At 74.5% G+C, this 22107-nt stretch carries 22 protein-coding genes; 16 read left to right on the top strand and 6 right to left on the bottom strand.

Going from position 1 to position 22107, the window contains the following annotated elements; genetic code table 11:
* Positions 1-41 precede the first annotated feature (41 nt).
* Positions 42-3035 carry a toxin glutamine deamidase domain-containing protein gene (locus ACWEPF_RS17350; protein WP_452173226.1) on the bottom strand — a complete coding sequence of 998 codons (2994 nt, stop codon included), beginning with the start codon at positions 3033-3035 and terminating at the stop codon, positions 42-44.
* Positions 3036-3173: 138 nt separating this feature from the next.
* On the bottom strand, positions 3174-3533 hold the full coding sequence (locus ACWEPF_RS17345) for a hypothetical protein (RefSeq protein ID WP_452173225.1): 360 nt from the start codon (positions 3531-3533) through the stop codon (positions 3174-3176).
* A 240-nt stretch (positions 3534-3773) separates the two neighbouring features.
* On the opposite strand from ACWEPF_RS17345, the gene ACWEPF_RS17340 reads away from it, so the two are divergent.
* Positions 3774-4559 carry a hypothetical protein gene (locus ACWEPF_RS17340; protein ID WP_452173256.1) on the top strand — a complete coding sequence of 262 codons (786 nt, stop codon included), beginning with the start codon at positions 3774-3776 and terminating at the stop codon, positions 4557-4559.
* A gap of 48 nt (positions 4560-4607) precedes the next feature.
* Here the strand turns inward: ACWEPF_RS17340 and ACWEPF_RS17335 are convergent, their stop codons facing one another.
* A complete protein-coding gene (locus ACWEPF_RS17335; protein ID WP_345289221.1) occupies positions 4608-5771 on the bottom strand; it encodes an NADH-quinone oxidoreductase subunit D in 1164 nt (387 codons plus the stop codon).
* Positions 5768-6769: an SAM-dependent methyltransferase gene (locus tag ACWEPF_RS17330; protein WP_452173224.1), complete on the bottom strand. Its 1002-nt coding sequence runs from the start codon at positions 6767-6769 to the stop codon at positions 5768-5770. Before ACWEPF_RS17330 ends, ACWEPF_RS17335 begins: the two co-directional genes overlap by 4 nt.
* Positions 6770-7103: 334 nt before the next feature.
* Here ACWEPF_RS17330 and ACWEPF_RS17325 point away from each other — a divergent pair, with 334 nt between their 5' ends.
* Entirely contained in the window at positions 7104-8288 is a 1185-nt protein-coding gene (locus ACWEPF_RS17325; RefSeq protein WP_452173223.1) for a sensor histidine kinase, read from the top strand.
* Between the two features lie 11 nt (positions 8289-8299).
* Positions 8300-8989, top strand: coding sequence for a response regulator transcription factor (locus ACWEPF_RS17320; RefSeq protein WP_345289218.1), 690 nt, complete (start codon positions 8300-8302; stop codon positions 8987-8989).
* A gap of 3 nt (positions 8990-8992) precedes the next feature.
* Here the strand turns inward: ACWEPF_RS17320 and ACWEPF_RS17315 are convergent, their stop codons facing one another.
* Complete coding sequence (locus ACWEPF_RS17315; protein ID WP_452173222.1) at positions 8993-9217, bottom strand: hypothetical protein; 225 nt, start codon at positions 9215-9217, stop codon at positions 8993-8995.
* A gap of 153 nt (positions 9218-9370) precedes the next feature.
* Between ACWEPF_RS17315 and ACWEPF_RS17310 the strand changes: the two genes are divergently transcribed.
* The 13 genes from ACWEPF_RS17310 (at position 9371) to ACWEPF_RS17250 (ending at position 21302) form a co-directional block, all read left to right on the top strand.
* Entirely contained in the window at positions 9371-10318 is a 948-nt protein-coding gene (locus ACWEPF_RS17310) for a Rossmann-like and DUF2520 domain-containing protein (RefSeq protein ID WP_452173221.1), read from the top strand.
* Complete coding sequence (panC, locus tag ACWEPF_RS17305; RefSeq protein ID WP_345289216.1) at positions 10318-11214, top strand: pantoate--beta-alanine ligase; 897 nt, start codon at positions 10318-10320, stop codon at positions 11212-11214. Before ACWEPF_RS17310 ends, panC begins: the two co-directional genes overlap by 1 nt.
* Positions 11215-11265: 51 nt before the next feature.
* Positions 11266-11715, top strand: a complete 450-nt coding sequence (gene panD, locus ACWEPF_RS17300; RefSeq protein ID WP_345289215.1) for an aspartate 1-decarboxylase — start codon at positions 11266-11268, stop codon at positions 11713-11715.
* Positions 11716-11730: 15 nt separating this feature from the next.
* Positions 11731-13392, top strand: a complete 1662-nt coding sequence (locus ACWEPF_RS17295; RefSeq protein WP_345289214.1) for an L-aspartate oxidase — start codon at positions 11731-11733, stop codon at positions 13390-13392.
* Positions 13393-13424: 32 nt separating this feature from the next.
* Positions 13425-14411, top strand: a complete 987-nt coding sequence (nadC, locus tag ACWEPF_RS17290; RefSeq protein WP_345289213.1) for a carboxylating nicotinate-nucleotide diphosphorylase — start codon at positions 13425-13427, stop codon at positions 14409-14411.
* Positions 14412-14435: 24 nt separating this feature from the next.
* Entirely contained in the window at positions 14436-15230 is a 795-nt protein-coding gene (locus ACWEPF_RS17285) for a type III pantothenate kinase (RefSeq protein ID WP_345289212.1), read from the top strand.
* A 103-nt stretch (positions 15231-15333) separates the two neighbouring features.
* On the top strand, positions 15334-16008 hold the full coding sequence (locus ACWEPF_RS17280) for a hypothetical protein (protein ID WP_452173220.1): 675 nt from the start codon (positions 15334-15336) through the stop codon (positions 16006-16008).
* Between the two features lie 246 nt (positions 16009-16254).
* On the top strand, positions 16255-17943 hold the full coding sequence (locus ACWEPF_RS17275; protein WP_452173219.1) for a hypothetical protein: 1689 nt from the start codon (positions 16255-16257) through the stop codon (positions 17941-17943).
* A 50-nt stretch (positions 17944-17993) separates the two neighbouring features.
* A complete protein-coding gene (gene lysX / locus ACWEPF_RS17270) occupies positions 17994-19622 on the top strand; it encodes a bifunctional lysylphosphatidylglycerol synthetase/lysine--tRNA ligase LysX (RefSeq protein WP_452173255.1) in 1629 nt (542 codons plus the stop codon).
* A gap of 4 nt (positions 19623-19626) precedes the next feature.
* Positions 19627-19776 carry a hypothetical protein gene (locus ACWEPF_RS17265; RefSeq protein ID WP_345289208.1) on the top strand — a complete coding sequence of 50 codons (150 nt, stop codon included), beginning with the start codon at positions 19627-19629 and terminating at the stop codon, positions 19774-19776.
* A gap of 103 nt (positions 19777-19879) precedes the next feature.
* Positions 19880-20299 carry a BlaI/MecI/CopY family transcriptional regulator gene (locus ACWEPF_RS17260; RefSeq protein WP_345289207.1) on the top strand — a complete coding sequence of 140 codons (420 nt, stop codon included), beginning with the start codon at positions 19880-19882 and terminating at the stop codon, positions 20297-20299.
* A 9-nt stretch (positions 20300-20308) separates the two neighbouring features.
* Entirely contained in the window at positions 20309-20836 is a 528-nt protein-coding gene (locus tag ACWEPF_RS17255; RefSeq protein WP_345289205.1) for an amino-acid N-acetyltransferase, read from the top strand.
* 115 nt (positions 20837-20951) lie between these two features.
* On the top strand, positions 20952-21302 hold the full coding sequence (locus tag ACWEPF_RS17250) for a histone-like nucleoid-structuring protein Lsr2 (RefSeq protein WP_345289204.1): 351 nt from the start codon (positions 20952-20954) through the stop codon (positions 21300-21302).
* A 7-nt stretch (positions 21303-21309) separates the two neighbouring features.
* Here ACWEPF_RS17250 and ACWEPF_RS17245 read toward each other — a convergent pair whose 3' ends face one another.
* A complete protein-coding gene (locus ACWEPF_RS17245; RefSeq protein WP_452173218.1) occupies positions 21310-21804 on the bottom strand; it encodes a hypothetical protein in 495 nt (164 codons plus the stop codon).
* Positions 21805-22107: the final 303 nt, after the last annotated feature.

Below are 22107 nucleotides of genomic sequence, written 5' to 3'. Positions count from 1 at the left end.
GCAACTCCTGGCAGTGGTGCGGGCGTTCGGCGTGCGGACGGTCAACGGGAGCTGCCCCGGTGGATGGTGAGCCGCGAGCGCGGCGGCGCGGGAGGCTCCGGCACCGGCTTGACCAGCGGATCGGGTGCGGGCGCCGGGGTCAACTCGACCACCGGGATGGCGGGTTGGAGGGCCGAGAGGTCCACCGGGCGGCCGCCGGCCTCCAGCGCGATGGCCCAGAGGCCGTGGTCGGCCGGGTGCAGCGGGGCGGAGGAGCGGTAGCCGGTCTGCGGGTCGAGGTAGCTGATCGTGGCACCGGCCACGAACGCGTTCCACAGGTGCGAGCGGCCGTACCCGTCCAGGGTGAGCAGCACCGCCTGCGCGCCCGTGCCCAACTGGCGGAGCAGGTCGGCGAGTTGCCCGAGGGCGTCGTCACCGTAGCCCAGGTCCTTGAACTGGGTGCCGAGCTCGCGCTCGGCGCGGTCCCGGCCGCCGTACTCCCCCGCCGGGCCGTCGGGCAGCCGGGGGGCACCGCAGGTGGGGTTGCCCAGGTAGCTGTCGAGGGCGGAGAGCGAGAGGTCGAGCGCGTTGTTGGAGCGGCCCGGCTCGCGGAAGCCGCCACCGTTCAGCGCCTCCGGCCAGTCGCCCAGCCTCGGGTCGGCCGGCGCGGCGGGCTCGCCCTCCTCGGTGCGGGGCACCCGGCGCTCCACCTCGGCCTGGTGGGCCGGGTCGACCGGCCCGAGCCCGCCGGCCGCGCCGTACGGGCGCCCGTCCGCGATGACGCGCGGGCGGGCGCGCTCGCCGGGCTGCTCGGGCGCGGTGCGGCGGTAGTCGTGCAGCAGCAGGAACATCGCGGCCAGCGGCGCGGCCTGGGCCACGGCGACCGGCGAGTCGTCCTCGCGGCGGCCCACCGGCGGCAGGTCGAAGGTCCGCCCGGTGACCGGGCCGACCACCACCGCACCGGCGGCCGGAGGCGCGGGCGCCGCCGGGGCGGGCACCGGGTTGGGCACCAGCCCGACGGGCTGCGCGGCGCGCGGGGCGGCCGCGCCGGGCTGCTGCGGACCGGCCACGGCACCGACCGCGCCGACCGCAGCAGCCTGGCCACCCGCCCCGGGAGCACCGGCGGCACCGGGCGAGGCCACGGCGGCCGCACCACCCGCACCACCCGCCACGGGAGCACCGGCGGCACCGGCGGCAGGCGGGGCCGCGGTCACCGGAGCGGCCGGGGACGCGGGCGCGGCGGGCGTCGGCTGGCCCATGCCCATCGGCGGGGTGCCGAGCCCGGACTGCCCGCCGACCGGGCCGAGCCCGCCCGAGGCACCACCGGAGCCGAACGACCCGCCGGACGCGCCGGAGCCACCGGCGCCACCGGCCGCACTCGGCGCCGAGGGCTCGTGCCGCCCCCAGCCCGTCCCGGTCGACGGTCCGTCACCGAAGACCGAGGAGGGACCGCTCTGCGGCGGGGCCACCGCCACCGAGTCGGTGCGCAGGGTCCCGAGGGGCCGGTGCACCGGGCGGTCGTCCTCGCCCCGGTCGTACCCGCCGCCCTGGTAGCCGGGATCCGCGTCCACCGAGACCACGGTCCGCGGCTGGGTGCCGCCGCCCTGGCGCCAGGTGTCCTGCTGGTGGACCGAGCCCTGGCCGTTGCGGTCGTACGGGTCGTCGTGGCGCGGGTCGTAGGAGCCCGCCCCGGCCGAGACCGGGCCGACCTGCACCTGGACGCCGCCCCGGCCGTTCCCGTACGGGTCCTCCTGCCCGTGCCCGTTCCCGTGCCCGTTGCCGCCGAGGTGCGCGTCCACCTCCAGGCCGCCCGGCCCGACCTGCACGTCCGCCCCGACGCCGCCGAGGTCGAGCCCGAGGCCCGTCCCCGGCTTCTTGCCGTGCGCGGTCTCCGGCCCGGCGGTCCGGCCGTCGTCGTCGACCATCACCACGTGGCCGCTGCGGTCGGTCACCAACTCGCCCGAACGGTCCACCTTGGCGGTGTGCCCGTCGCTGCCGCGCACCGGCTGGCCCTCGCGGTCCAGCACCACCACCTCGCCGTCGGTGCCGGTCACCGGCTTGCCGTCCCGGCCGAGCGCCACGGTCACCCCGGCGGCGGCGATCAGGCCGCCCGCGCCGACCACCACCAGGGCGCCGGTGGAGTCGCGCAGCGGCTTGCCGTCGCTGCCGCAGGCCAGGCCGACCACCGGCTTGCCGTCCTCGCCGACCACGGCCACCTTGCCGTCCGGCCCGACCAGCGGCTTGCCGTCCGAGCCGACCTGGGGGACGACGCCGTCGACGCCCTCCACCCGGTTGCCGCTCTCGTCCACCAGCACCGGCCGGCCCTGACTGTCCTTCACCACCTCGCCGTCCCGGCCGACCACCGCCGACAGCCCGCGCACCTTGGCCACCGCGCGGCCGCCGAGCAGTGCCCCGGCCGCCACCCCGCCACCCGCTGCGGAGACGGCCCGGACCGACTGGTAGCCGTCGGCCACGGCGATCCGCTCCAGGGTGGTGACGGCGGGCTCCTTCAGCGCCTGCTGGAGCCCCTCCTTCATCTCCCGGCCGAGCTCCTCCAGCAGGTTGCCGACCTTGTGCCGGGCCAGCTCGACCGCGACCTTCTCGCCGACCCCGACCACCGCGTCGGCCACCGCGCCGCCGACCGTGCCGAGCACGGCCTTGGCCGCCGCCTCGACCTTCTCGGCCAGCTTGATCTCCTCGGCCAGCTCGCGGAGCACCGCGATGATCTCCGCCTTGCAGGAGTCCACCGCCCGGGCCGCCCGCTCGAAGGCCCCGGCCAGCAGTTCGGCGGCGCCGTGCGCGTCGTCCAGGCTGCCCCGGCCGCCGCCGGCGAAGCCGCGCCAGTGCTCGGCGAAGGCGTCCACCGCCCGGCCCTTGTTCTCCCCGGTGACCCGCTGCGCGGAGTCCCCGCCCCGGCGGCCCAGCCGCTCGGCCTCGGCGCCGAACTCGCGCCAGAGGCCGGCCGCGCGGCGCAGCCCCTCCTCGTCGGCCTGCGGCCACTGGTGGCCCAACCTGGCCAGCACCGGGGCGAGTTCCTCGGGCACGTTGCGGGACACCGGGTCCCTCCTTCATTCCGGTCGAGCGGGACGTTCAGCAGGACAGGCCGTCCGGCCGCGGCGCGCGGCGGGGAACGGAGACGTACACGAGCGCGGGCCCGCCGCGGTTCCCCGCCGCAGGCCGCACCGGACGGTGCGTCAGAGCTTCGGCGGGGCCACCGGCGCCACGTCGGGGTGCGCTCTGCCCAGGTCGGCGCTGACGTCCCCGTCGGTCCGCTCGGACGAGTCGGCCATCGTGTTGAGCTTGGCGCCGACCTGGCCGAGCCGGCCGGCCAGGCCGTGCAGCCCGGCCAGCAGCATGCCCTGCGCCTCGGTGTACTGCGTGCCGAAGCCGCTGCCGGGGGCGTCCGCGCCCCACGGCGTGCCGAGCCCGGCCATGCCCTGCTCCAGGGCCTCGGCCGCGGCCTCGAAGTCCTGCGAGATCTTCCCGAACTCCCGACCCTCGCCGCGCACTTCCCACGGCTTGATCAGGAAGTCACCCGTTCCACCCGTACTCATCCGCCCACTCCCCCAGCGCCCCCGTGCGAATACCAGGCAGTCATCCTAGGGCCAGCCCACCCGCCACCCCAGGGCACGTGCCGCTTCCACACACGGGCTTCACCTGCGCCGGGCCCGTCACCTGGCATCCTTCCGCCCAGGCCATACCCTTACCGGGTGGCAGCAGAGAGCAAGCAGAGCAAGCAGCACGGCAAGAAGAAGCCGAAGGCCGACAAGCCCGCCAAGAAGACCGACCTCGGCATGCCGGGCATGCGCCCCGAGGTCCCGCTCGACTTCGCCCGGGCCTGGGTGGAGTTCGCCGACCCGGCCGACGAGGAGCAGGTCTTCCGCTGCGACCTGACCTGGCTCACCTCGCGCTGGAGCTGCATCTTCGGCCAGGGCTGCCAGGGCATCCGGGAGGGCCGGGGCGAGTCCGACGGCTGCTGCACGCTCGGCGCGCACTACTCGGACGAGGACGACGAGCAGCGGGTGGCCGAGCACGCCGCCCGGCTGACCCCGGAGATCTGGGAGAACTTCGCGCACGGCACCGACGCCAAGGGCCGGATCGTGCTCGACGGCGGCATCACCATGTTCGACGAGGACGGCGACCGGCAGACCCGCCGGATCGACGGCGCCTGCCTGTTCCGCAACAGCCCCGGCTTCCCCGGCGGCGGCGGCTGCTCGCTGCACATCCTGGCCCTCCAGGAGGGCCGCGAGCCGCTGGAGACCAAGCCGGACGTCTGCTGGCAGCTGCCGGTGCGCCGCACCTACGACTGGATCGACCGCCCGGACGACACCCGCTACCTGCAGGTCTCGATCGGCGAGTACGACCGTCGCGGCTGGGGCCCCGGCGGCCACGACCTGCACTGGTGGTGCACCGGCAGCCCGGACGCGCACCAGGCCGCCGACCCGGTCTACGTCTCGTACCGGCCCGAACTCACCGAGCTGATGGGCCCCGAGGGCTACGCGGTGCTGGCCGGGCTGTGCGAGCAGCGGATCGGGACCGGCATCGCGGTGGCCCCGCACCCGGCCGACCCGAAGGTCTGACGGACGATCAACTCCGGTGCCCCACCTGGCCGGTGGGGCACCCCGGGGTCACTTGTCGATGTCGCCGACCACGAAGAACATCGAGCCCAGGATCGCCACCATGTCGGCGACCAGGGTGCCGGGCAGCAGCTCGGTCAGGGCCTGGATGTTGTTGAACGAGGCGGAGCGCAGCTTGAGCCGCCAGGGGGTCTTGTCGCCCCGGGAGACCAGGTAGTAGCCGTTGACGCCGAGCGGGTTCTCGGTCCAGGCGTAGGTGGCGCCCTCGGGTGCCTTGAGCACCTTGGGCAGCCGCTGGTTGACCGGGCCGGGCGGCAGTTCGGCCAGCCGGTCCAGGCAGGCCTCGGCCAGCTCCAGCGAGTTGACGGTCTGTTCGAGCAGGCACTCGAAGCGGGCCAGGCAGTCGCCCTCCTCGCGGACCGCGACGTGCAGCACGTCCGCCAGCTCCCCGTACGCCAGGTAGGGCTCGTCGCGGCGCAGGTCGAAGTCCAGCCCGCTGGCCCGGGCGATCGGGCCGCTGACCCCGTACGCGAGCGCGTGCTCGCGGGAGAGCACGCCGACCCCGGCGGTGCGGCCCCGGAAGATCTCGTTGCCGAGCACCAGCTCCTCGAAGACCGGCAGCTGCGCGCGCACGCTGCCGACCGCGGCGCGGCAGCGGCCCAGCCAGCCGGCCGGGAGGTCCTCCTTGAGGCCGCCGACCCGGTTGAACATGTAGTGCATCCGGCCGCCGCTGGCCTCCTCCAGCACGTGCTGGAGCTCCTCGCGGCCGGTGAAGGCGTGGAAGACCGGGGTGATCCCGCCGAGCTCCAGCGGGTACGAGCCGAGGAACATCAGGTGGTTGAGCACCCGGTTCAGCTCGGCCAGCAGGGTGCGCAGCCAGACCGCCCGCTCGGGCACCTCCATGCCGAGCATCCGCTCGACCGCCATCACCACGCCCAGCTCGTTGGAGAAGGCCGACAGCCAGTCGTGGCGGTTGGCCAGCATGACGATCTGTCGGTAGTCGCGGGCCTCGAAGAGCTTCTCCGCGCCGCGGTGCATGTAGCCGACCACCGGCTCGGCGGCCACGATCCGCTCGCCGTCCAGCACCAGCTTCAGCCGCAGCACGCCGTGCGTGGACGGGTGCTGCGGGCCGATGTTGAGCACCATGTCGCTGGTGCCCAGCTCGCCGACAAGATTCTCGGCACCCGCACCGACGCCGACCGTGGTCTCCCTCATGGGGTGAGAGTCTGCCATCCCGGCAGCCCCGCCAGGCTCTCCGGTACCGGCATGCGGACGGCCTGGGCCAGCCAGCCGAAGGCCCCGAGCCCGGACGGGTCGGTCAGTTCGGCCCCCTCCCCGGCCCCGCCCAACGCCCGCAGGTAGGCCACCGGATCCGTGGATGCCAGTGCCAGCGGCGGGCGCGCCCCGTGCACCCCCAGCGCCCGCAGCGCCTCCCGCTGCGTCGTCCACAGGGTGTGGAGGCCGGGCACCGCCACCGCGTCCAGCGCCACGTGCGCGGTCACGTCGCAGGAGCCGTCCGGCACCGGCCGCACCTCGCGGCCCTCCCGGAAGCCGGTCAGGGTCTCCCCGTACGGGCGGGAGGCCAGGGTGTGCGCGTAGTCCACCGCGACCGCCAGGCCGCGCTCCAGCGCGCCGACCGCCCCCGCCCAGGCCGCGTCCCGGGGCCCGCCCAGCTCGACCACCTCGCCCTCGGGCCACCACGCGGCCGCCCAGTCCGCGTCCTCCGCGTCGAGCTCCGCACCGAGCCGGCGCTCCCCGCGGACCGTCACCTCCTGGTACCGCAGCCGCCCGTCCTCGTCCCGCTCGGCCAGGTCCAGCGGCACGTTGTCCAGCCACTCGTTGGCGAACAGCAGACCTGACACCCCGTCGGGCACCCGGTCCGTCCAGACGATCCTCGGGTCCGTGCCCGCCGGCCGCTCCGCCAGCTCCACCGCGTACGGGCGCAGCCGCCCCGCCAGCTCCGGCCCCACCGCCGCCAGCACCCCGGCGAGCAGCTCGCCCCGCCCGGCCCCGACGTCCACCAGCGCGAGCTCCGCGGGGCGGCCGAGCGCCGCGTCCGTCTCCGTCAGCAGCCGGGCCACCGCCGCGGCGTACTTCGGCGAGGCGTGCACCGAGGTCCGGAAGTGCCCGGCAGGGCCCTCCGGCCTCCGGTAGAACCCCTCCGGTCCGTACAACGCCCGCTCCGTGGCGGGCCGCCAGCGCATCCACTCCATGTGCGGGGACGCTACCCGCCCGGAGGGCGGTCAGGGGCGCGAGGAACTGCGCGCTGCGGGAGGCACCGACCCGTGTGCCGGGTACGGAGCTTCACTTGCAAGTGGCTGTCCGTACCCGGCACACGGGCCAGCTTCTTCCGATTCGCGCAGTTCCCCGCGCCCCCGGGGTGACCACCACCCCGCGCCCCGGGGTGACCACCACCCCGCGCCCTGCCGCCCTCCGGGCGGGCCGGCACCCTGTCCGTCCGTACACCTCCCTCTCCACCCTGCGGAGTAGGACGGATCGCCCTTACGGCTGACCTGGCGGGCTTCCCCGACTGCCTAGGCTTGACCCGTGCATCGACTCAACGCCTGGTTCCGCCGCCACCCGATGGTGGTCGACTCCGCCTGGGCACTGTTGCTCCTCCTGTTCTGCCTGCTGGCATTCGTCAGCGGCGGGAACCGGGAGAGCCTGGTGCTCGGGGCGGTGATGGCCTGGCTGATGGTCTTCCGGCGGAAGCACCCGGACCTGACCACCGTCGCGGCGACCCTGCTCGGCCTGAGCCAGCTGGCCGCCAAGGTGGACCCGCAGGTGGAGAGCGTGGGCTACCTGCTCTTCGCCTACACCGGTGCGGCGTTCGGCAGCCCCTGGGTCTCCCGGCTGTCCTTCACGGCCGGCCTGGCCGCCGGGCCGCTGACCGCGCTCCGCTTCGGACCCGCCGCCACCGACAACGTCAGCAACGCGGAGCGGGTCTTCCTGGCCGTGCTGATGTCGACCCCGTTCGTGCTCTGCTGGGCCTGGGGCCGGCTGACCCGGGTGCGCCGCGCGTACCTGGTCGAGCTGGAGGACCGGGCCGCCCGGCTGGAGCGCGAGCGGGACGCCCAGGCCAAGGTCGCGGTGGCGGCCGAGCGGGCCCGGATCGCCCGCGAGCTGCACGACGTGGTGGCGCACAACGTCTCGGTGATGATCGTCCAGGCCGACGGCGCCGCCTACGTGCTCGACAACTCCCCGCAGCAGGCCAAGGAGGCGCTCTCCACGATCGCCTCGACGGGCCGTCAGGCCCTGGTCGAGATGCGCCGCCTGCTCGGCGTGCTGCGCACCACCGACACCACCGACGAGTACGTGCCGCAGCCCGGCGTGGCCGAGCTCCCCGAGCTCCTCGACCAGGTCCGGGTGGCGGGCCTGCCGGTCGAGTACGCCGCCACCGGCGAGGTGCAGGAGCTGCCCCGGGGCGTCGAGTTGACGGTGTACCGGATCGTCCAGGAGGCGCTCACCAACGTCCGCAAGCACGGCGGCCCGGACGCCCGGGCCAAGGTCGCGGTCGACTTCCGGGACCGCGAGCTGGAGGTCCTGATCGAGGACGACGGCCGCGGCTCCACCGCCGAGCAGCTGACCGCCGGTGGTACCGACGGGCAGGGCCATGGTCTGATCGGCATGCGCGAGCGGGTCGGCATGGTCAGCGGCAGCCTCGACGTCGGGCCGCGGCCGGGCGGAGGCTTCCGGATCCGGGCCGTGCTCCCCTACAAGACCACCAAGTGAGGACCGCAGCTGTGACCATCCGGGTGATGCTGGTCGACGACCAGGAACTGCTCCGCACCGGCTTCCGCATGATCCTGCAGTCCCAGGGGGACATCGAGATCGCCGCCGAGGCCGGCGACGGCCAGCAGGCCGTCGACACCCTCGCCCACACCCAGGTCGACGTGATCCTGATGGACGTCCGGATGCCCCGCCTGGACGGCGTCCAGGCCACCCGGCGGATCTGTCTGGACGAGAGCGGCTCGCCCGTCCCCGGCGCCCCGCACGTCCTCATCCTCACCACCTTCGACCTGGACGAGTACGCCTTCGCCGCGCTCAAGGCCGGCGCCAGCGGCTTCCTGCTCAAGGACGTCCCGCCGACCGAACTGGTCGCCGCCATCCGGGCCGTCCACGGCGGCGACGCGGTGGTCGCCCCCACCACCACCCGCCGCATGATCGACCGCTTCGCCGACGTCCTCCCGCTCCCCCACTCCACCCCCGGCTCACCGGTGCTGGCCCCCCTCACCGAGCGCGAGCGCGAGGTCTTCCTGCTGGTGGCCCAGGGCCTGTCCAACGGCGAGATCGCCACCAAGCTGACCCTCTCCGAAGCCACCGTGAAGACCCACGTCGGCCGCATCCTGGCCAAGCTCAACCTCCGCGACCGCGTCCAGGCCGTCGTCCTCGCCTACGAGGCCGGCCTGATCCGCGCGGGCGCCACCGACTGACCGTCAGGCGTCCGGCCGCCGGGCATCGCCGGCCGGGCCGTCGGCGGGCACCAGCCAGGCGACCAGCCGGCCCCGGTCGGTGATCCGGCCGACCTCTCCGGTCTCCGTCAGCTCCCGGATCAGGGCCCCCGGGATCCGCAGGTCCCCGAGCGTCACCGTCCGCACGCCGCCGGGCCGCCCGGGCGCCGGGCTCGCGGGGTCGGGACCATCGGTGGGTTTCGCTGCCATGTCCGCATGGTGGCAGCCGCGCCTCCGGCCGGTGCGGGCGTCCGGCCGGGGCCACCCGATCGGATGAGGCGCCTCCCCGCGCGGCCGTAGAATGACGCGGTACGTCTGGTACCGGCAGCGGACTGGAACGGGAATCAGGGACGAGGGCGAGCCGTGAGCAGCTCCGAGGAGTTCGGGTTCGGGGTGTTGGCCGACCCGTTCGGCGATCCGGGGGATCCGGGGAACCGGCCGGCCAGGTTGGCCGTGGGGGTGGTCGGGACCGGGCGGGTGGGTCCGGCGATGGGGGCCGCGCTGCAGCTGGCGGGGCACAGGGTGGTGGCCGCCTCCGGAGTGTCCGCGACCTCGAGGCGGCGGGCCGAGGCGCTGCTGCCGGGGGTGCGGCTGGTCACCCCGCCGCAGGTGCTGGCCGCCGCCGACCTGGTGCTGCTGACCGTGCCGGACGACGTGCTGCCGGAGCTGGTGGCCGGGCTGGCCAAGACCGGGGCGGTGCGGCCGGGGCAGATCGTGGTGCACACCTCGGGCGCGCACGGCGTCGCGGTGCTGGAGCCCGCCACCCGGGCCGGCGCCCTGCCGCTGGCGCTGCACCCGGCGATGACCTTCACCGGGACGGGCGTCGACCTGGCCCGGCTGGCCGGCTGCCCGTTCGGGGTGACGGCCCCTCAGGAGCTGCGCCCCGTCGCCGAGGCGCTGGTGGTGGAGATGGGCGGCGAGCCCGAGTGGGTGCCGGAGGAGCAGCGGGCCCGCTACCACACGGCCCTCGCGCACGGGGCCAACCACCTGGTGACCCTGGTGTCCCAGTCGCTGGAACTGCTGCGCACCGCCGGGGTCTCCGAGCCCGGCCGCCTGCTCGGCCCGCTGCTCGGCGCGGCCCTGGACAACAGCCTGCGCTCGGGCGACGCCGCGCTCACCGGCCCGGTGGCCCGGGGCGACGTCGGCACCGTCAGCCGCCACCTGCGCGAACTCGGTACGGTGGCCCCCGACATCGGGCAGTCCTACCGGGCGATGGCCCGCGCCACCGCGCAGCGGGCGCTGCGGAACGGAACGATCGACGAGGCGTCGGCGGCCGCGCTGCTGGACGTACTGAACGAGGAGAACATCTGATGGCCCGTGGCAAGCAGCCGACCAAGACCCCCCAGGTCCGCAAGGCCGAGCTCACCCACTCCGTCGCCGACTTCGAGTCCGCCTTCTGGCCGGACGAGGAGCCGGTGGACAACGCCGTGGTGATGACCATGGGCGCCCTGCACGAGGGCCACGCCAGCCTGATCCGGGCCGCCCGCAAGCAGGTCGGCCGGGACGGCCGGGTCGCCGTGACCGTCTTCGTGAACCCGCTGCAGTTCGGTGCCGGCGAGGACCTGGACCGCTACCCGCGCACCCTGGCCGCCGACGTCCGGCTGGCCGAGGAGGCCGGTGCCGACGTGGTGTTCGCCCCGCTGCCGGAGGAGGTCTACCCCAACGGCACCCCGCAGGTGCGGATCACCGCGGGCCCGATGGGCGAGCGGTACGAGGGCGCCTCCCGCCCGGGCCACTTCGACGGCGTGCTGACCGTGGTGGCCAAGCTGCTCAACATCACCGACCCGGACTTCGCCTTCTTCGGCGAGAAGGACGCCCAGCAGCTGGCGGTGATCCGCCGGATGGTGGCCGACCTGGACTTCGACGTCGAGGTCATCGGCGTCCCGACCGTCCGCGAGGAGGACGGCCTGGCGCTGTCCTCGCGCAACCGCTACCTCTCGGAGACCGAGCGGGAGCAGGCCCTCGCCCTGTCCAGGGCGCTGTTCGCCGGCCGCGACGCGGCCGTGCGCGGCGCGAAGGCGGTCCGCGAGGCCGCCGCGACCGCCCTGGACGGCGCCGAGGGCGTCACCCTGGACTACCTCGCCCTGATCGACCCGGACGACTTCACCGAGGCGTCCGACGACTTCCGGGGCGAGGCGGTGCTGGCCGTGGCCGCGAAGGTGGGCTCGACCCGCCTGATCGACAACGTCAGCATGCTCGTTCGCTAACACCGGTAAGAAGCAACCCCTCAGGCATGCACTCACAGGAGGCGTGACCCAATGCTCCGCACCATGCTCAAGTCCAAGATCCACCGGGCCACCGTGACCCAGGCCGACCTGCACTACGTCGGCTCGGTCACGGTGGACGAGGACCTGCTCGACGCCGCGGACCTGCTCCCCGGCGAGCTGGTCCACATCGTCGACATCAACAACGGCGCCCGGCTGGAGACGTACACCATCGCCGGCCCGCGCGGCACCGGCGTCATAGGCATCAACGGCGCCGCCGCCCGCCTGGTCCACCCCGGAGACCTGGTCATCCTGATCGCCTACGGGCAGATGGAGACCGCCGAGGCCAAGGGCTACGTCCCGAAGGTGGTCTTCGTGGACGGCGACAACCGGATCACCGGCTACGGCACCGACGCCGCCGAGGCCCCCGAGGGCAGCGGGCTGCTGCGCGGGGACCGGGCGTACGGTGACGGGCACGGCGCGGCCACCGCCGCCGCGAGCTGAGGAGCAGTCAGAACCATGTCCGCAACGCACCGCCTCACCGCCCCCGCCCCGGGCTGGACCGCCACCACCGACGTGGTGGTGGTCGGCTCCGGCGTGGCCGGGCTGACCGTCGCGCTCAACGTCCGTAAGGCCGGCCTGCGGGCCACGGTGGTCACCAAGGCGCTGCTGGACGACGGCTCCACCCGCTGGGCCCAGGGCGGCGTGGCCGTCGTCCTGGGCGAGGGGGACACCCCCGCCCAGCACCTGGACGACACCCTGGTGGCCGGCGCCGGGCTCTGCGTCGAGGACGCCGTCCGGCGTCTGGTGACCGAGGGTCCGGACGCCGTCCGGCACCTGATCGCCGCCGGCGCCGCCTTCGACAAGGACGCCGACGGCGAGATCCTGCTGACCCGGGAGGGCGGCCACCACCGCCGCCGGATCGTGCACGCGGGCGGCGACGCCACCGGCGCCGAGATATCGCGCGCCCTGGTGCAGGCCGTCCGCTCGGACCCGGGCCTCGAACTCATCGAGCACGCCCTGGTGCTGGACCTGCTGACCGACCCGGACGGCCACGCGGCCGGCCTCACCCTGCACGTGATGGGCGAGGGCCAGCGGGACGGCGTCGGCGCCATCCGGGCCCGCGCGGTGGTGCTCGCCACCGGCGGTATGGGCCAGGTCTTCTCGGCCACCACCAACCCGGCGGTCTCCACCGGCGACGGCGTGGCGCTGGCGCTGCGGGCCGGGGCCGAGGTCACCGACCTGGAGTTCGTCCAGTTCCACCCCACCGTGCTCTGGCTGGGCCCGGAGGCCGAGGGCCAGCAGCCGCTGGTCTCCGAGGCGGTCCGCGGCGAGGGCGCCCACCTGGTGGACGCCGACGGCGTGCGCTTCATGCTCGGGCAGCACGAGCTGGCCGAGCTGGCCCCCCGGGACATCGTCGCCAAGGCGATCACCCGGCGGATGCAGGAGCAGGGCGCCGAGCACATGTACCTGGACGGGCGGCACTTCGGCGCCGAGATGTGGGCCGAGCGCTTCCCGACCATCCTGGCCTCCTGCCGCTCGCACGGGATCGACCCGGTCACCGAGCCGATCCCGGTCGCGCCCGCCGCGCACTACGCCTCCGGCGGCATCCGCACCGACCTCTCCGGCCGCACCACGGTGCCCGGCCTGTACGCCTGCGGCGAGGTGGCCTGCACCGGCGTGCACGGCGCCAACCGGCTGGCCTCCAACTCCCTGCTGGAGGGCCTGGTCTTCGCCGAGGCGATCGCCGCCGACCTGACGGAGCGTCACACCGCCGGGGAGCTCCCCGAGCGCTCGGTGGACGTGGCCGCCGCCAAGGCCTGCGCGGCCGTGCCGCTGCTCGCCCCGGAGGCCCGGGCCGAGGTCCAGCGGCTGATGTCCACCGGCGCGGGCGTGCTGCGCTCGGCCGCCTCGATGGCCGGTGCCGCCGAGGGCCTGGCCGCGCTGGCCGCCGACGCCCTGGCCCACGCCGCCGAGGAGAAGCCCGCCGACCCGCGGGTGGAGACCTGGGAGGCCACCAACCTCCACCTGGTCGCCACCGCCCTGGTGGCCGCCGCCGCGCTCCGCGAGGAGACCCGGGGCTGCCACTGGCGGGAGGACTTCCCGGACCGGGACGACCAGCGGTGGCAGCGCCACCTGACCACCACCCTCGACGTCGACGGCGCCCTGCGCACCGTCTGACGACCCCTCACCACCCCCTAGGAGCAGCACCGATGTCCCACGACCACGACCACGACGGCCACACCCACGCCGAGCTGCCGATGGCGGGCGGCTGCGGCGACGGCTGCGCCTGCGGCGACGGCGAGGCGTACGAGACCGGCCTGGACCCGGCGCTGGCCGAGCTGCTGGAGGCGGCCGGCCTGGACCCGGTCGAGGTCGAGGACATCGCCACCCTGGCGCTGGCCGAGGACCTGGCCGGCGGCGACGACGTCACCTCGGTCGCCACCGTGCCCGCCGAGGCGGTGGCCACCGCCGACTTCACGGCCCGTCAGGCCGGCGTGGTGGCGGGCCTGCGGATCGCCGAGGCCGTGGTCTCGCTGGTCTGCGAGGAGGAGTTCGAGGTCGAGCGGCACGTCGAGGACGGAGACCTGGTGGAGGCCGGCCAGGTGCTGCTCTCGGTCCGCGGCCGCACCCGCGACCTGCTCACCGCCGAGCGCAGCGCGCTCAACCTGCTCTGCCACCTGTCCGGCATCGCCACCGCCACCCGGGCCTGGGCCGACGCCCTGGAGGGCACCGGCGCGGCCGTCCGCGACACCCGCAAGACCCTGCCGGGCCTGCGCGCCCTGCAGAAGTACGCGGTCCGCGCGGGCGGCGGCGTCAACCACCGGATGGCGCTCTCCGACGCCGCCCTGGTGAAGGACAACCACGTGGTCGCCGCGGGCGGCGTGGCCGAGGCGTTCAACGCCGTCCGGGAGGCCTTCCCGCACCTGGACGTCGAGGTCGAGGTCGACCGCCTGGACCAGATCCCGCCGGTGCTGGAGGCGGGCGCCGACCTGATCCTGCTGGACAACTTCACCGTCCCGCAGCTGAAGGAGGCCGTCGAGCTGGTGAACGGCCGGGCCAAGCTGGAGGCCTCCGGCGGGCTGACCCTGGCCACCGCCCGCGAGGTCGCCCAGACTGGGGTCGACTACCTGGCCGTCGGCGCCCTCACCCACTCCTCGCCGGTGCTCGACATCGGCCTGGACCTCCGCTCCTCCTGATCCCGACTCACCAGAAGGCTCCCCGTGCTCCTCACCATCGACGTCGGCAACACCCAGACCACGCTCGGCCTGTTCGACGGCGAGGAGATCGTGGAGCACTGGCGGATCTCCACCGATCCGCGCCGCACCGCGGACGAACTCGCGGTGCTGATGCAGGGTCTGATGGGCTCCCACCCGGTCGTCTCGGCCGAGGACCGGGTGGAGGGCCTGGCCATCTGCTCCTCCGTCCCCGCGGTGCTGCACGAGCTGCGCGAGGTGACCCGCCGCTACTACGGCGACGTCCCCGCGGTGATCGTGGAGCCCGGGGTGAAGACCGGGGTGCACGTCCTGATGGACAACCCCAAGGAGGTCGGCGCCGACCGGATCGTCAACGCCCTGGCCGCCAACCACCTCTACGGCGGCCCGTGCATCGTGGTCGACTTCGGCACCGCCACCACCTTCGACGCCATCAACGAGCGGGGCGACTACGTCGGCGGCGCGATCGCCCCCGGCATCGAGATCTCGGTCGAGGCGCTCGGGGTGCGCGGCGCCCAGCTCCGCAAGATCGAGCTGGCCCGGCCCCGTAACGTGATCGGCAAGAACACCGTTGAAGGCATGCAGTCCGGCATCCTCTACGGCTTCGCCGGCCAGGTGGACGGCCTGGTCGACCGGATGGCCAAGGAGCTCAGCAAGGACCCGGACGACGTCCAGGTGATCGCCACCGGCGGCCTGGCCCCGCTGGTCCTCGGCGAGGCGAGCAGCATCGACGTGCACGAGCCCTGGCTCACCCTGATCGGTCTGCGCCTGGTCTACGAGCGCAACCGCCCGCAGACCGCCTGACCGCCCGTCAGGCCCCCGGTCGGATCAGCCCACCATCCGCCAATCGGGCCGACCACGAGCGCCAATCGCCATAAATCGGACGTACGCCACGTACTGTCGAGCCATGCCGACGCCACACGGATCCCGCGGCGGCATGGCCTTCAGCGCCGACGAAGTCCGCGTGCTGCGCCGTGCCCTCGCCCAAGCGCTGTACCCGGTCCACCTGCCCCACAGCCCGGCGGGCGAACTCTGGGCGGAGGACGTCCAGGAGGCCCTGCGCCTCGCCGAGGCGGTGGACGAGGCCGTTCAGGAGGGCGGCCGTCTGCGCACCTTCCTGCTGGCCGACCTGGCCCGCTACCGCACCGCCCTCCCGGGCAGTGCCAGCGGCTACCTGGAACGCCTGGAGGAGGCCATCGCCGACGGCTACCTCCCCACCGCCGAGGACCTCACCGCCCTGCGCGCGCTGACCCGGATGCCCTGCGGGGGCGGCGAACGCGCCCGCAGGTCCCGGCTGGCCGGGCGCTGCCACGCCCTCGCCGAGGCCGACGTCCGCGAACGCCTCGCCCTGAGCACCGGCCAGCGGCACCTCGCGGCCGTACCGAGCCCCGCCGCTCCCCCGAGCGACGGCACTCCCACCCCAGTAGGAGGACGGTTCCCGATGACCGAAGCCAAGCCCCCCGCCGACGGCCGCCCCCAGCCCCGCCGGATGCCCACCCCCGCCGAACTCTTCGGCCGCCGCACCCACCCGGAGCCGGCTCCCGCCCCCACCCAGGACGAGCTCGAACTCGCCACCGGCTGAGGGGAGGCCGGGGGAGGCCGGACAACCGGCCTCCCCCGACGGGGGGCTGACGTCACGACAGTTCCGCACCGGCGGGCCGCAGTTGGAGACGGGGCGAAGGCGGCGGGCCGGACGAGGGCATAACGATTGCGCATACCGTGTGGCCGATTGTCCGCCCATGGTCATGATCACCCCTTTTGCCCGTCACCTTCCCGTGGTGTCCGGAACCTAGGGTGCTGGGGCGCACCCCGTGACCTAAGGACAGCAGTGGCCCCCACCCGCCCGGCCCGTTCGTTCGGGCTCGTCACCGCCCTCGCCCTCGCGGTGGCCGTCACCGCCCTCCCCGCCACCGCCGACGACCGGCCCCGGCTGGAGCTCTCGGGCCCCTCGGCGCTCGCGGTGGAGCCCGGCGCGAGCGCGGGCCTGCCGCTCTCGCTCCGGCTGCCGGGCGCGGAGACCGCCCGGGACGTGGTGCTCACCTTCGACACCGCCGGCCTGGCCGGGGTCGCCGAGCTGGGCGTCCGGGGGTGCACCGTCTCGGGCACCGTGCACAGCTGCCCCCGGCGGAGCGCGACCGGGCCGGCCGGCCTCGCCGAGACCCCGGAACTGACGGTCGCCAAGGGCGCTGTTCCGGGCTCCCGGGGCACCCTGCGGATCACCGCCACCGGCCCCGGCGCGGCCCCGGCCGCGCTGGAGGTGACCGTGTACGCGGGCGGCCCGCGGCTGACGGTCAAGCAGCTCCCGAAGGCCGAGCACGTCCCGCCGGGCAGCACCCTGGACACCGTCCTGGAGATCACCAACACCGGTTCGCTGCCCGCCCGCCGGATCCACCTGGTGATGCGCACCGACGAGCTGCTCAGCCTGGACCAGCGCTTCGCCAACTGCGAGTACGGCACCCGGCCCCGCGGCCCGGAGGGCGAGGGCAGCCGGCCCGCCACCACCGCGGTGATCTGCGCCGTCGACTCCACCGTGGCACCGGGCGAGACGGTCCGGCTGGACCCGGTCCGGGTCGGTGTCACCCCCGCCGCGTACGACGGCCGCGTCACCTTCTCGGTGCTCGCCGACCAGGAGACCGGGACCGAACGGACGCGCCGCGAGCACGAGTTCACCCGCGGCTCGGGCCCCCGCCTGACGGTCGGCAAGCCGGAGGCGCCGGCCGCCGAGCCGGGCGGGCCGAGCCTGGCGGGCCTCCCGGGGCAGGACGGTGAGACCGAGCTGGCGGTCCTCGCCGAGAACAGCGCGGACTTCGAGGCCACCGGCAGCTGGGCCCCCGCCGCGGGCGGCCGCGGCGGTGTGCTGACCGTCGGGCTGCACAACAACGGCCCGGCCTCGATCGTCGACCGCACCGGCGGGGACGTGATGCCCACCGTCGGGTTCACCCTCCCCGCCGGGGCCCGGGCCGCCGCCGTCCCGGCGGGCTGCCGTCCGGGCGAAGACGGCCGCAGCTACAGCTGCCGACAGGACAGCTGGGCCCCCAACGGCCTGCGGGCCCGCTACGACTTCCCGCTGGAGCTCTCCGCCGGGGCCGGCGGCACCGGGCTCACCGTCGCGCTGCGGAACTCCGTCGCCCACGGCGAGCCGGGGCGCGCCTCGGCCGCGATGAGCTGGGACCACAACCCCGCCAACGACCAGGTCCAGGTCCGGCTCGCCGAAGCGGCCTCCAGCGCCCCGCCGTCCACCGCCCCGTCCCCGGCCGCCCACGCCGCGCCGGACTCCTCCGCCTCCCCGGCGCCGAGTGCCTCCACGCCCGCCCCCGGCGGCGGAGCGGACACCCCCGCCCGGGGCCCCGCCGCCCCGCACGCCCCGGCCGGCGCCCCGCTCGCCTCCACCGGCGGCGGCGCCTCGGCCGGCCCGACGGCCGCCGCCGGCGGGGCGGCGTTCACCCTCGGCGCGGTCCTGCTGGTGGTGGTGGCCCGGCGCCGCCGGGCCGGCACCCACCGCCGCCGGCGCGTCTGAGGGTCCGGCCACCGGGCGGGCGCGGCGGCCGCGCGACACCCCCGGGGCCGCTGCCGTCATCCCGGGGCCGGGCGGCCCGTAACGGTCGATACCCTGGTGTGGTGAGCGATCAGATCAGCGTCCCCGCGACCGACGACCTCCCCGAGCAGATGCGCGTCCGGCGCGAGAAGCTGGACCGGCTCCGGGCCGCCGGCATCGACCCGTACCCGGTCGGCTTCCCCCGCACCACCACCATCGCCGACCTGCGTGCCAAGCACCCCGACCTGGAGCCGGACACCGCGACCGGCGAGCGGGCCGGCGTGACCGGCCGCGTGGTGCTGGCCCGGACGGGCGGCAAGCTCTGCTTCGCCACCCTGCGGGACGGCTCCGGCGACCTCCAGGTGATGTTCTCCCTGGACAAGCTGGGCCCGGAGCGGCTGGCGGCGTGGAAGTCCGACATCGACCTGGGCGACCAGGTGGGCGTCGAGGGCGAGGTGATCACCTCCAAGCGCGGCGAGCTGAGCGTCATGGTGGACCGCTGGGAGCTGACCGCCAAGTGCCTGCGCCCGCTGCCCGACAAGCACAAGGGCCTGACCGACCCGGAGGCCCGGGTCCGCCAGCGGTACGTCGACCTGATCGTCAATCAGGAGGCGCGCGACGTCCTCTACCTGCGCTCCAAGGTGGTCCGCTCGATCCGCCGCACCTACGAGGAGCGCGGCTACATCGAGGTCGAGACCCCGATGCTGCAGCCGGTGCACGGCGGCGCCAACGCCCGCCCGTTCACCACCCACATCAACGCGTACGACATCGACCTCTTCCTGCGCATCGCCCCGGAGCTGTACCTCAAGCGCCTGGTGGTCGGCGGCGCCGAGAAGGTCTTCGAGATCAACCGCAACTTCCGCAACGAGGGCGCCGACTCCACCCACAACCCGGAGTTCACCTCGCTGGAGTCGTACGAGGCCTACGGCGACTACGACACCCAGGCCGAGCTGATCCGCGCCACCATCGTGAACGCGGCCCGGGACGCGCTGGGCACCACCGTGGTGCGCGGCATCGGCCCGGACGGCGAGGAGCACGAGATCGACCTGGCCGAGCCGTGGGAGGAGGTCCGGGTCTACCCGGGCATCTCCGCGCACCTGGGCACCGAGGTCACCCCGGACACCTCCGTGGAGGAGCTGCGGGCGCTGGCCGAGAAGGCCGGCATCCCGTTCGAGAAGGACTGGGGCCACGGCCAGATCGTGCTGGAGATGGTGGAGCGCCTGCTGGAGCACCACGCGATCAAGCCGACCTTCATCAAGGACTACCCGACCGAGGTCTCCCCGCTGACCCGTCAGCACCGCTCGGAGCCGGGCGTGGCCGAGAAGTGGGACCTGGTCATCTTCGGCACCGAGATCGGCACCGCCTACTCGGAGCTGGTCGACCCGGTCGAGCAGCGGGCCCGGCTCACCGCGCAGTCGCTGCTGGCGGCCGGCGGCGACGTCGAGGCGATGCAGGTGGACGAGGACTTCCTGCGCGCGCTGGAGTACGCGATGCCGCCGACCGGTGGCCTCGGTCTCGGCGTGGACCGCCTGATCATGCTGCTGACCGGCAAGAACATCCGCGAGACGGTGCTCTTCCCGATCGTGAAGCCCGACCTGGGCGGGGCACCGAAGAACCCCAAGGGCGCCGGCGACGACGCCACCGGCTCTGACGAGGAGTGACCCGATGGACTACGTGAGCGCGATCGTCCCCCCGCTGGTGATGGCGATCGGCTTCGGCTTCCTGGTGCGGGCCATCATCCGCTCCCAGGGCGGCGCCCAGCGCGCCAAGGAGGACGCCGCCGCCGACGCGCTGGCACCCCGGAACGCCGAATAACCGGACGCCCGCTGACGCGCCGTCACCCTTCGGGGTGGCGGCGCGCCGCTTTGCACCGGATAAGCAAAATTTGTCCGGTTCTCCCCCCTATCCTGGCCGGACTATGGTGCGGCAACTCGGAGAACTCGAGAACGCCATCATGACCCGGGTCTGGCGGTGGAACCGGCCGGTCACCGTTCGCGAGGTTCTGCTGGATCTGCGGGAGGAACGCGAAATCGCGTACACCACCGTCATGACGGTGCTCGACAAGCTCCACAGAAAGGGCTGGCTCCGCCGCGAGCGGGCCGGCCGGGCCTATGTGTACGAGCCGGTCTCCTCCCGGGAGGCGTACACCGCGGCCCTGATGAACGACGCCTGGGCAACCAGCGACAATCCCGCGGCGGCCCTGGTGCACTTCTTCGGCCTGATGTCCCCGGAGCAGCGCGAGGCACTCCGCGACGCCCTGCGGGTCACCGACCCCGACTCCGCGCAGGCGGGGGAGGAAGGGGATACCGGCGAGACCGGGCGGCCCCGGGCGCGATAGCGTCCCGCCATGGAGGTCACCATCCGCCGGGCGCGGACCAGCGACGTGCGTGCCGTTCGGCGGCTGATCGACGGCTACGCGCGCAACGGCATTCTGCTCGACAAGCCGACCGTCACACTGTTCGAGTCCGTCCAGGAGTTCTGGGTCGCGGAACGCGACGAGGACGGACTGGTCGTCGCCTGCGGCGCCCTGCACGTGATGTGGGAGGACCTGGCCGAGGTGCGCACCCTCGCGGTGGACCCGGTCTGCCACGGTCAGGGCATCGGACACCTGCTGCTGGAGAAGCTGGTGGCGACCGCCCGCTGGCTCGGCGTCCGTCGGATTTTCTGCCTGACGTTCGAGGTCCCCTTCTTCGCGAAACACGGTTTCGTGGAGATCGGCGAAACCGACGACGGTACCTCAGACCCGGCGGCCATCGCTACGGATGTCTATGAGGAGCTTCTACGTTCGTACGACGAAGGTGTCGCGGAGTTCCTCGACCTGGAGCGTGTGAAGCCCAACACGCTGGGCAACTCGCGCATGCTGCTGCGCCTCTGAACACGTACGGAACAGGCCATCGGACACCTTCGGAGCAGCCAGGGGTTTGTGTTTTCACGGAAAAGACGCTTTCCTTTCCTCAGGCAATGGGTCGTTTACACGGAAAGGGAAGCCCGTGGCACAGAGGGTGCAGGTCATTCTTGAAGACGATCTCGACGGCGGTTCGGCGGACGAGACCGTGACGTTCGCCCTGGACGGCGTGGCCTACGAGATCGACCTGAAGAGCGCGAACGCGGACAAGCTGCGCGGGCTGCTGGCCCCGTACGTGGACAAGGGCCGCAAGCAGAGCGGTCGCCTGGCCGGTGGCCGGCGCAGCGCGGGCCGGAGCACGGGCCGTCCGGCGGCCGGCGCCCCGGACACCGCCAAGATCCGCGCCTGGGCGAAGGAGAACGGCTACGAGGTCAACGACCGCGGCCGCGTCCCGAGCAACGTGCGCGAGGCGTACGAGCGGGAGAACCCGTCCTGACCCTCCGTCAGGGCCCCAGGCCCAGCCGGGCCCGGGCGCAGGCGTCGGCCAGGCAGTCCAGCAGGCGGAGCAGGTCCGGCGAGCGCAGGTCCAGGCCCGGTCCGTGCCCGCCGTGACGCAGCCAGACCGCCCGTCGGTCATCGGGGCGCGGAGGGTCCTCCTCCGCGCCCCGCGGCCGTACCCCGGCCCGGCGCGGACCGGGGCGGTCCGCCCGCGGCGGCCTGGGCGGCGGCACCCTGAGCTCCCCGGCCGCCAGCGGCACCAGGTCGAGGCCGAGCCCGGGGCCCCAGCCCAGCCAGTCCAGGAGCTCCGGCACCTGCTCGGCGGTGCCCGGGGCGAGCAGGAAGACGGCCCGGCGGCCGCGGGCCAGCACCGGCCCGGTGGGCCGCCCCAGCCGGTCCAGCCGGCCGAGCGCGGCCAGCCCGGCGGGGCGGGCCAGTTCGACCCGGTCCGAGCCGAGCAGCACCGCGGCGGCCGCTGTCCGGCCCGACTGGACGGTCATGGGCTGTGCAACGCTGGAGGGGCACGGCGGTCACGCGGGCACCACCCGGACGGCCCCCGGCCCGAGCTGATCCCCCGTCACCCCGGGGGGACTTCTCGCCAGGCGAACACCGCCACCGGGGAAACTGCGCGAAACTCGCCGGAATACCGGGTATGAATGCAGGTGGGTGGGGCAGAGGGCCCCGGCCGAGCAGATCGCGGGGCCTGCCGACGCGTCCACGACGGACCTTGTTCGCCGTTGGCGTAGCGGAATCGGGTGCATCGGGCCCGACCGTGGGAACACCGTCACCCAGCATCAGGTTGG

The organism is Kitasatospora sp. NPDC004289 (assembly GCF_053602875.1).
This window is presented reverse-complemented; position numbering and strand designations above follow the sequence as displayed.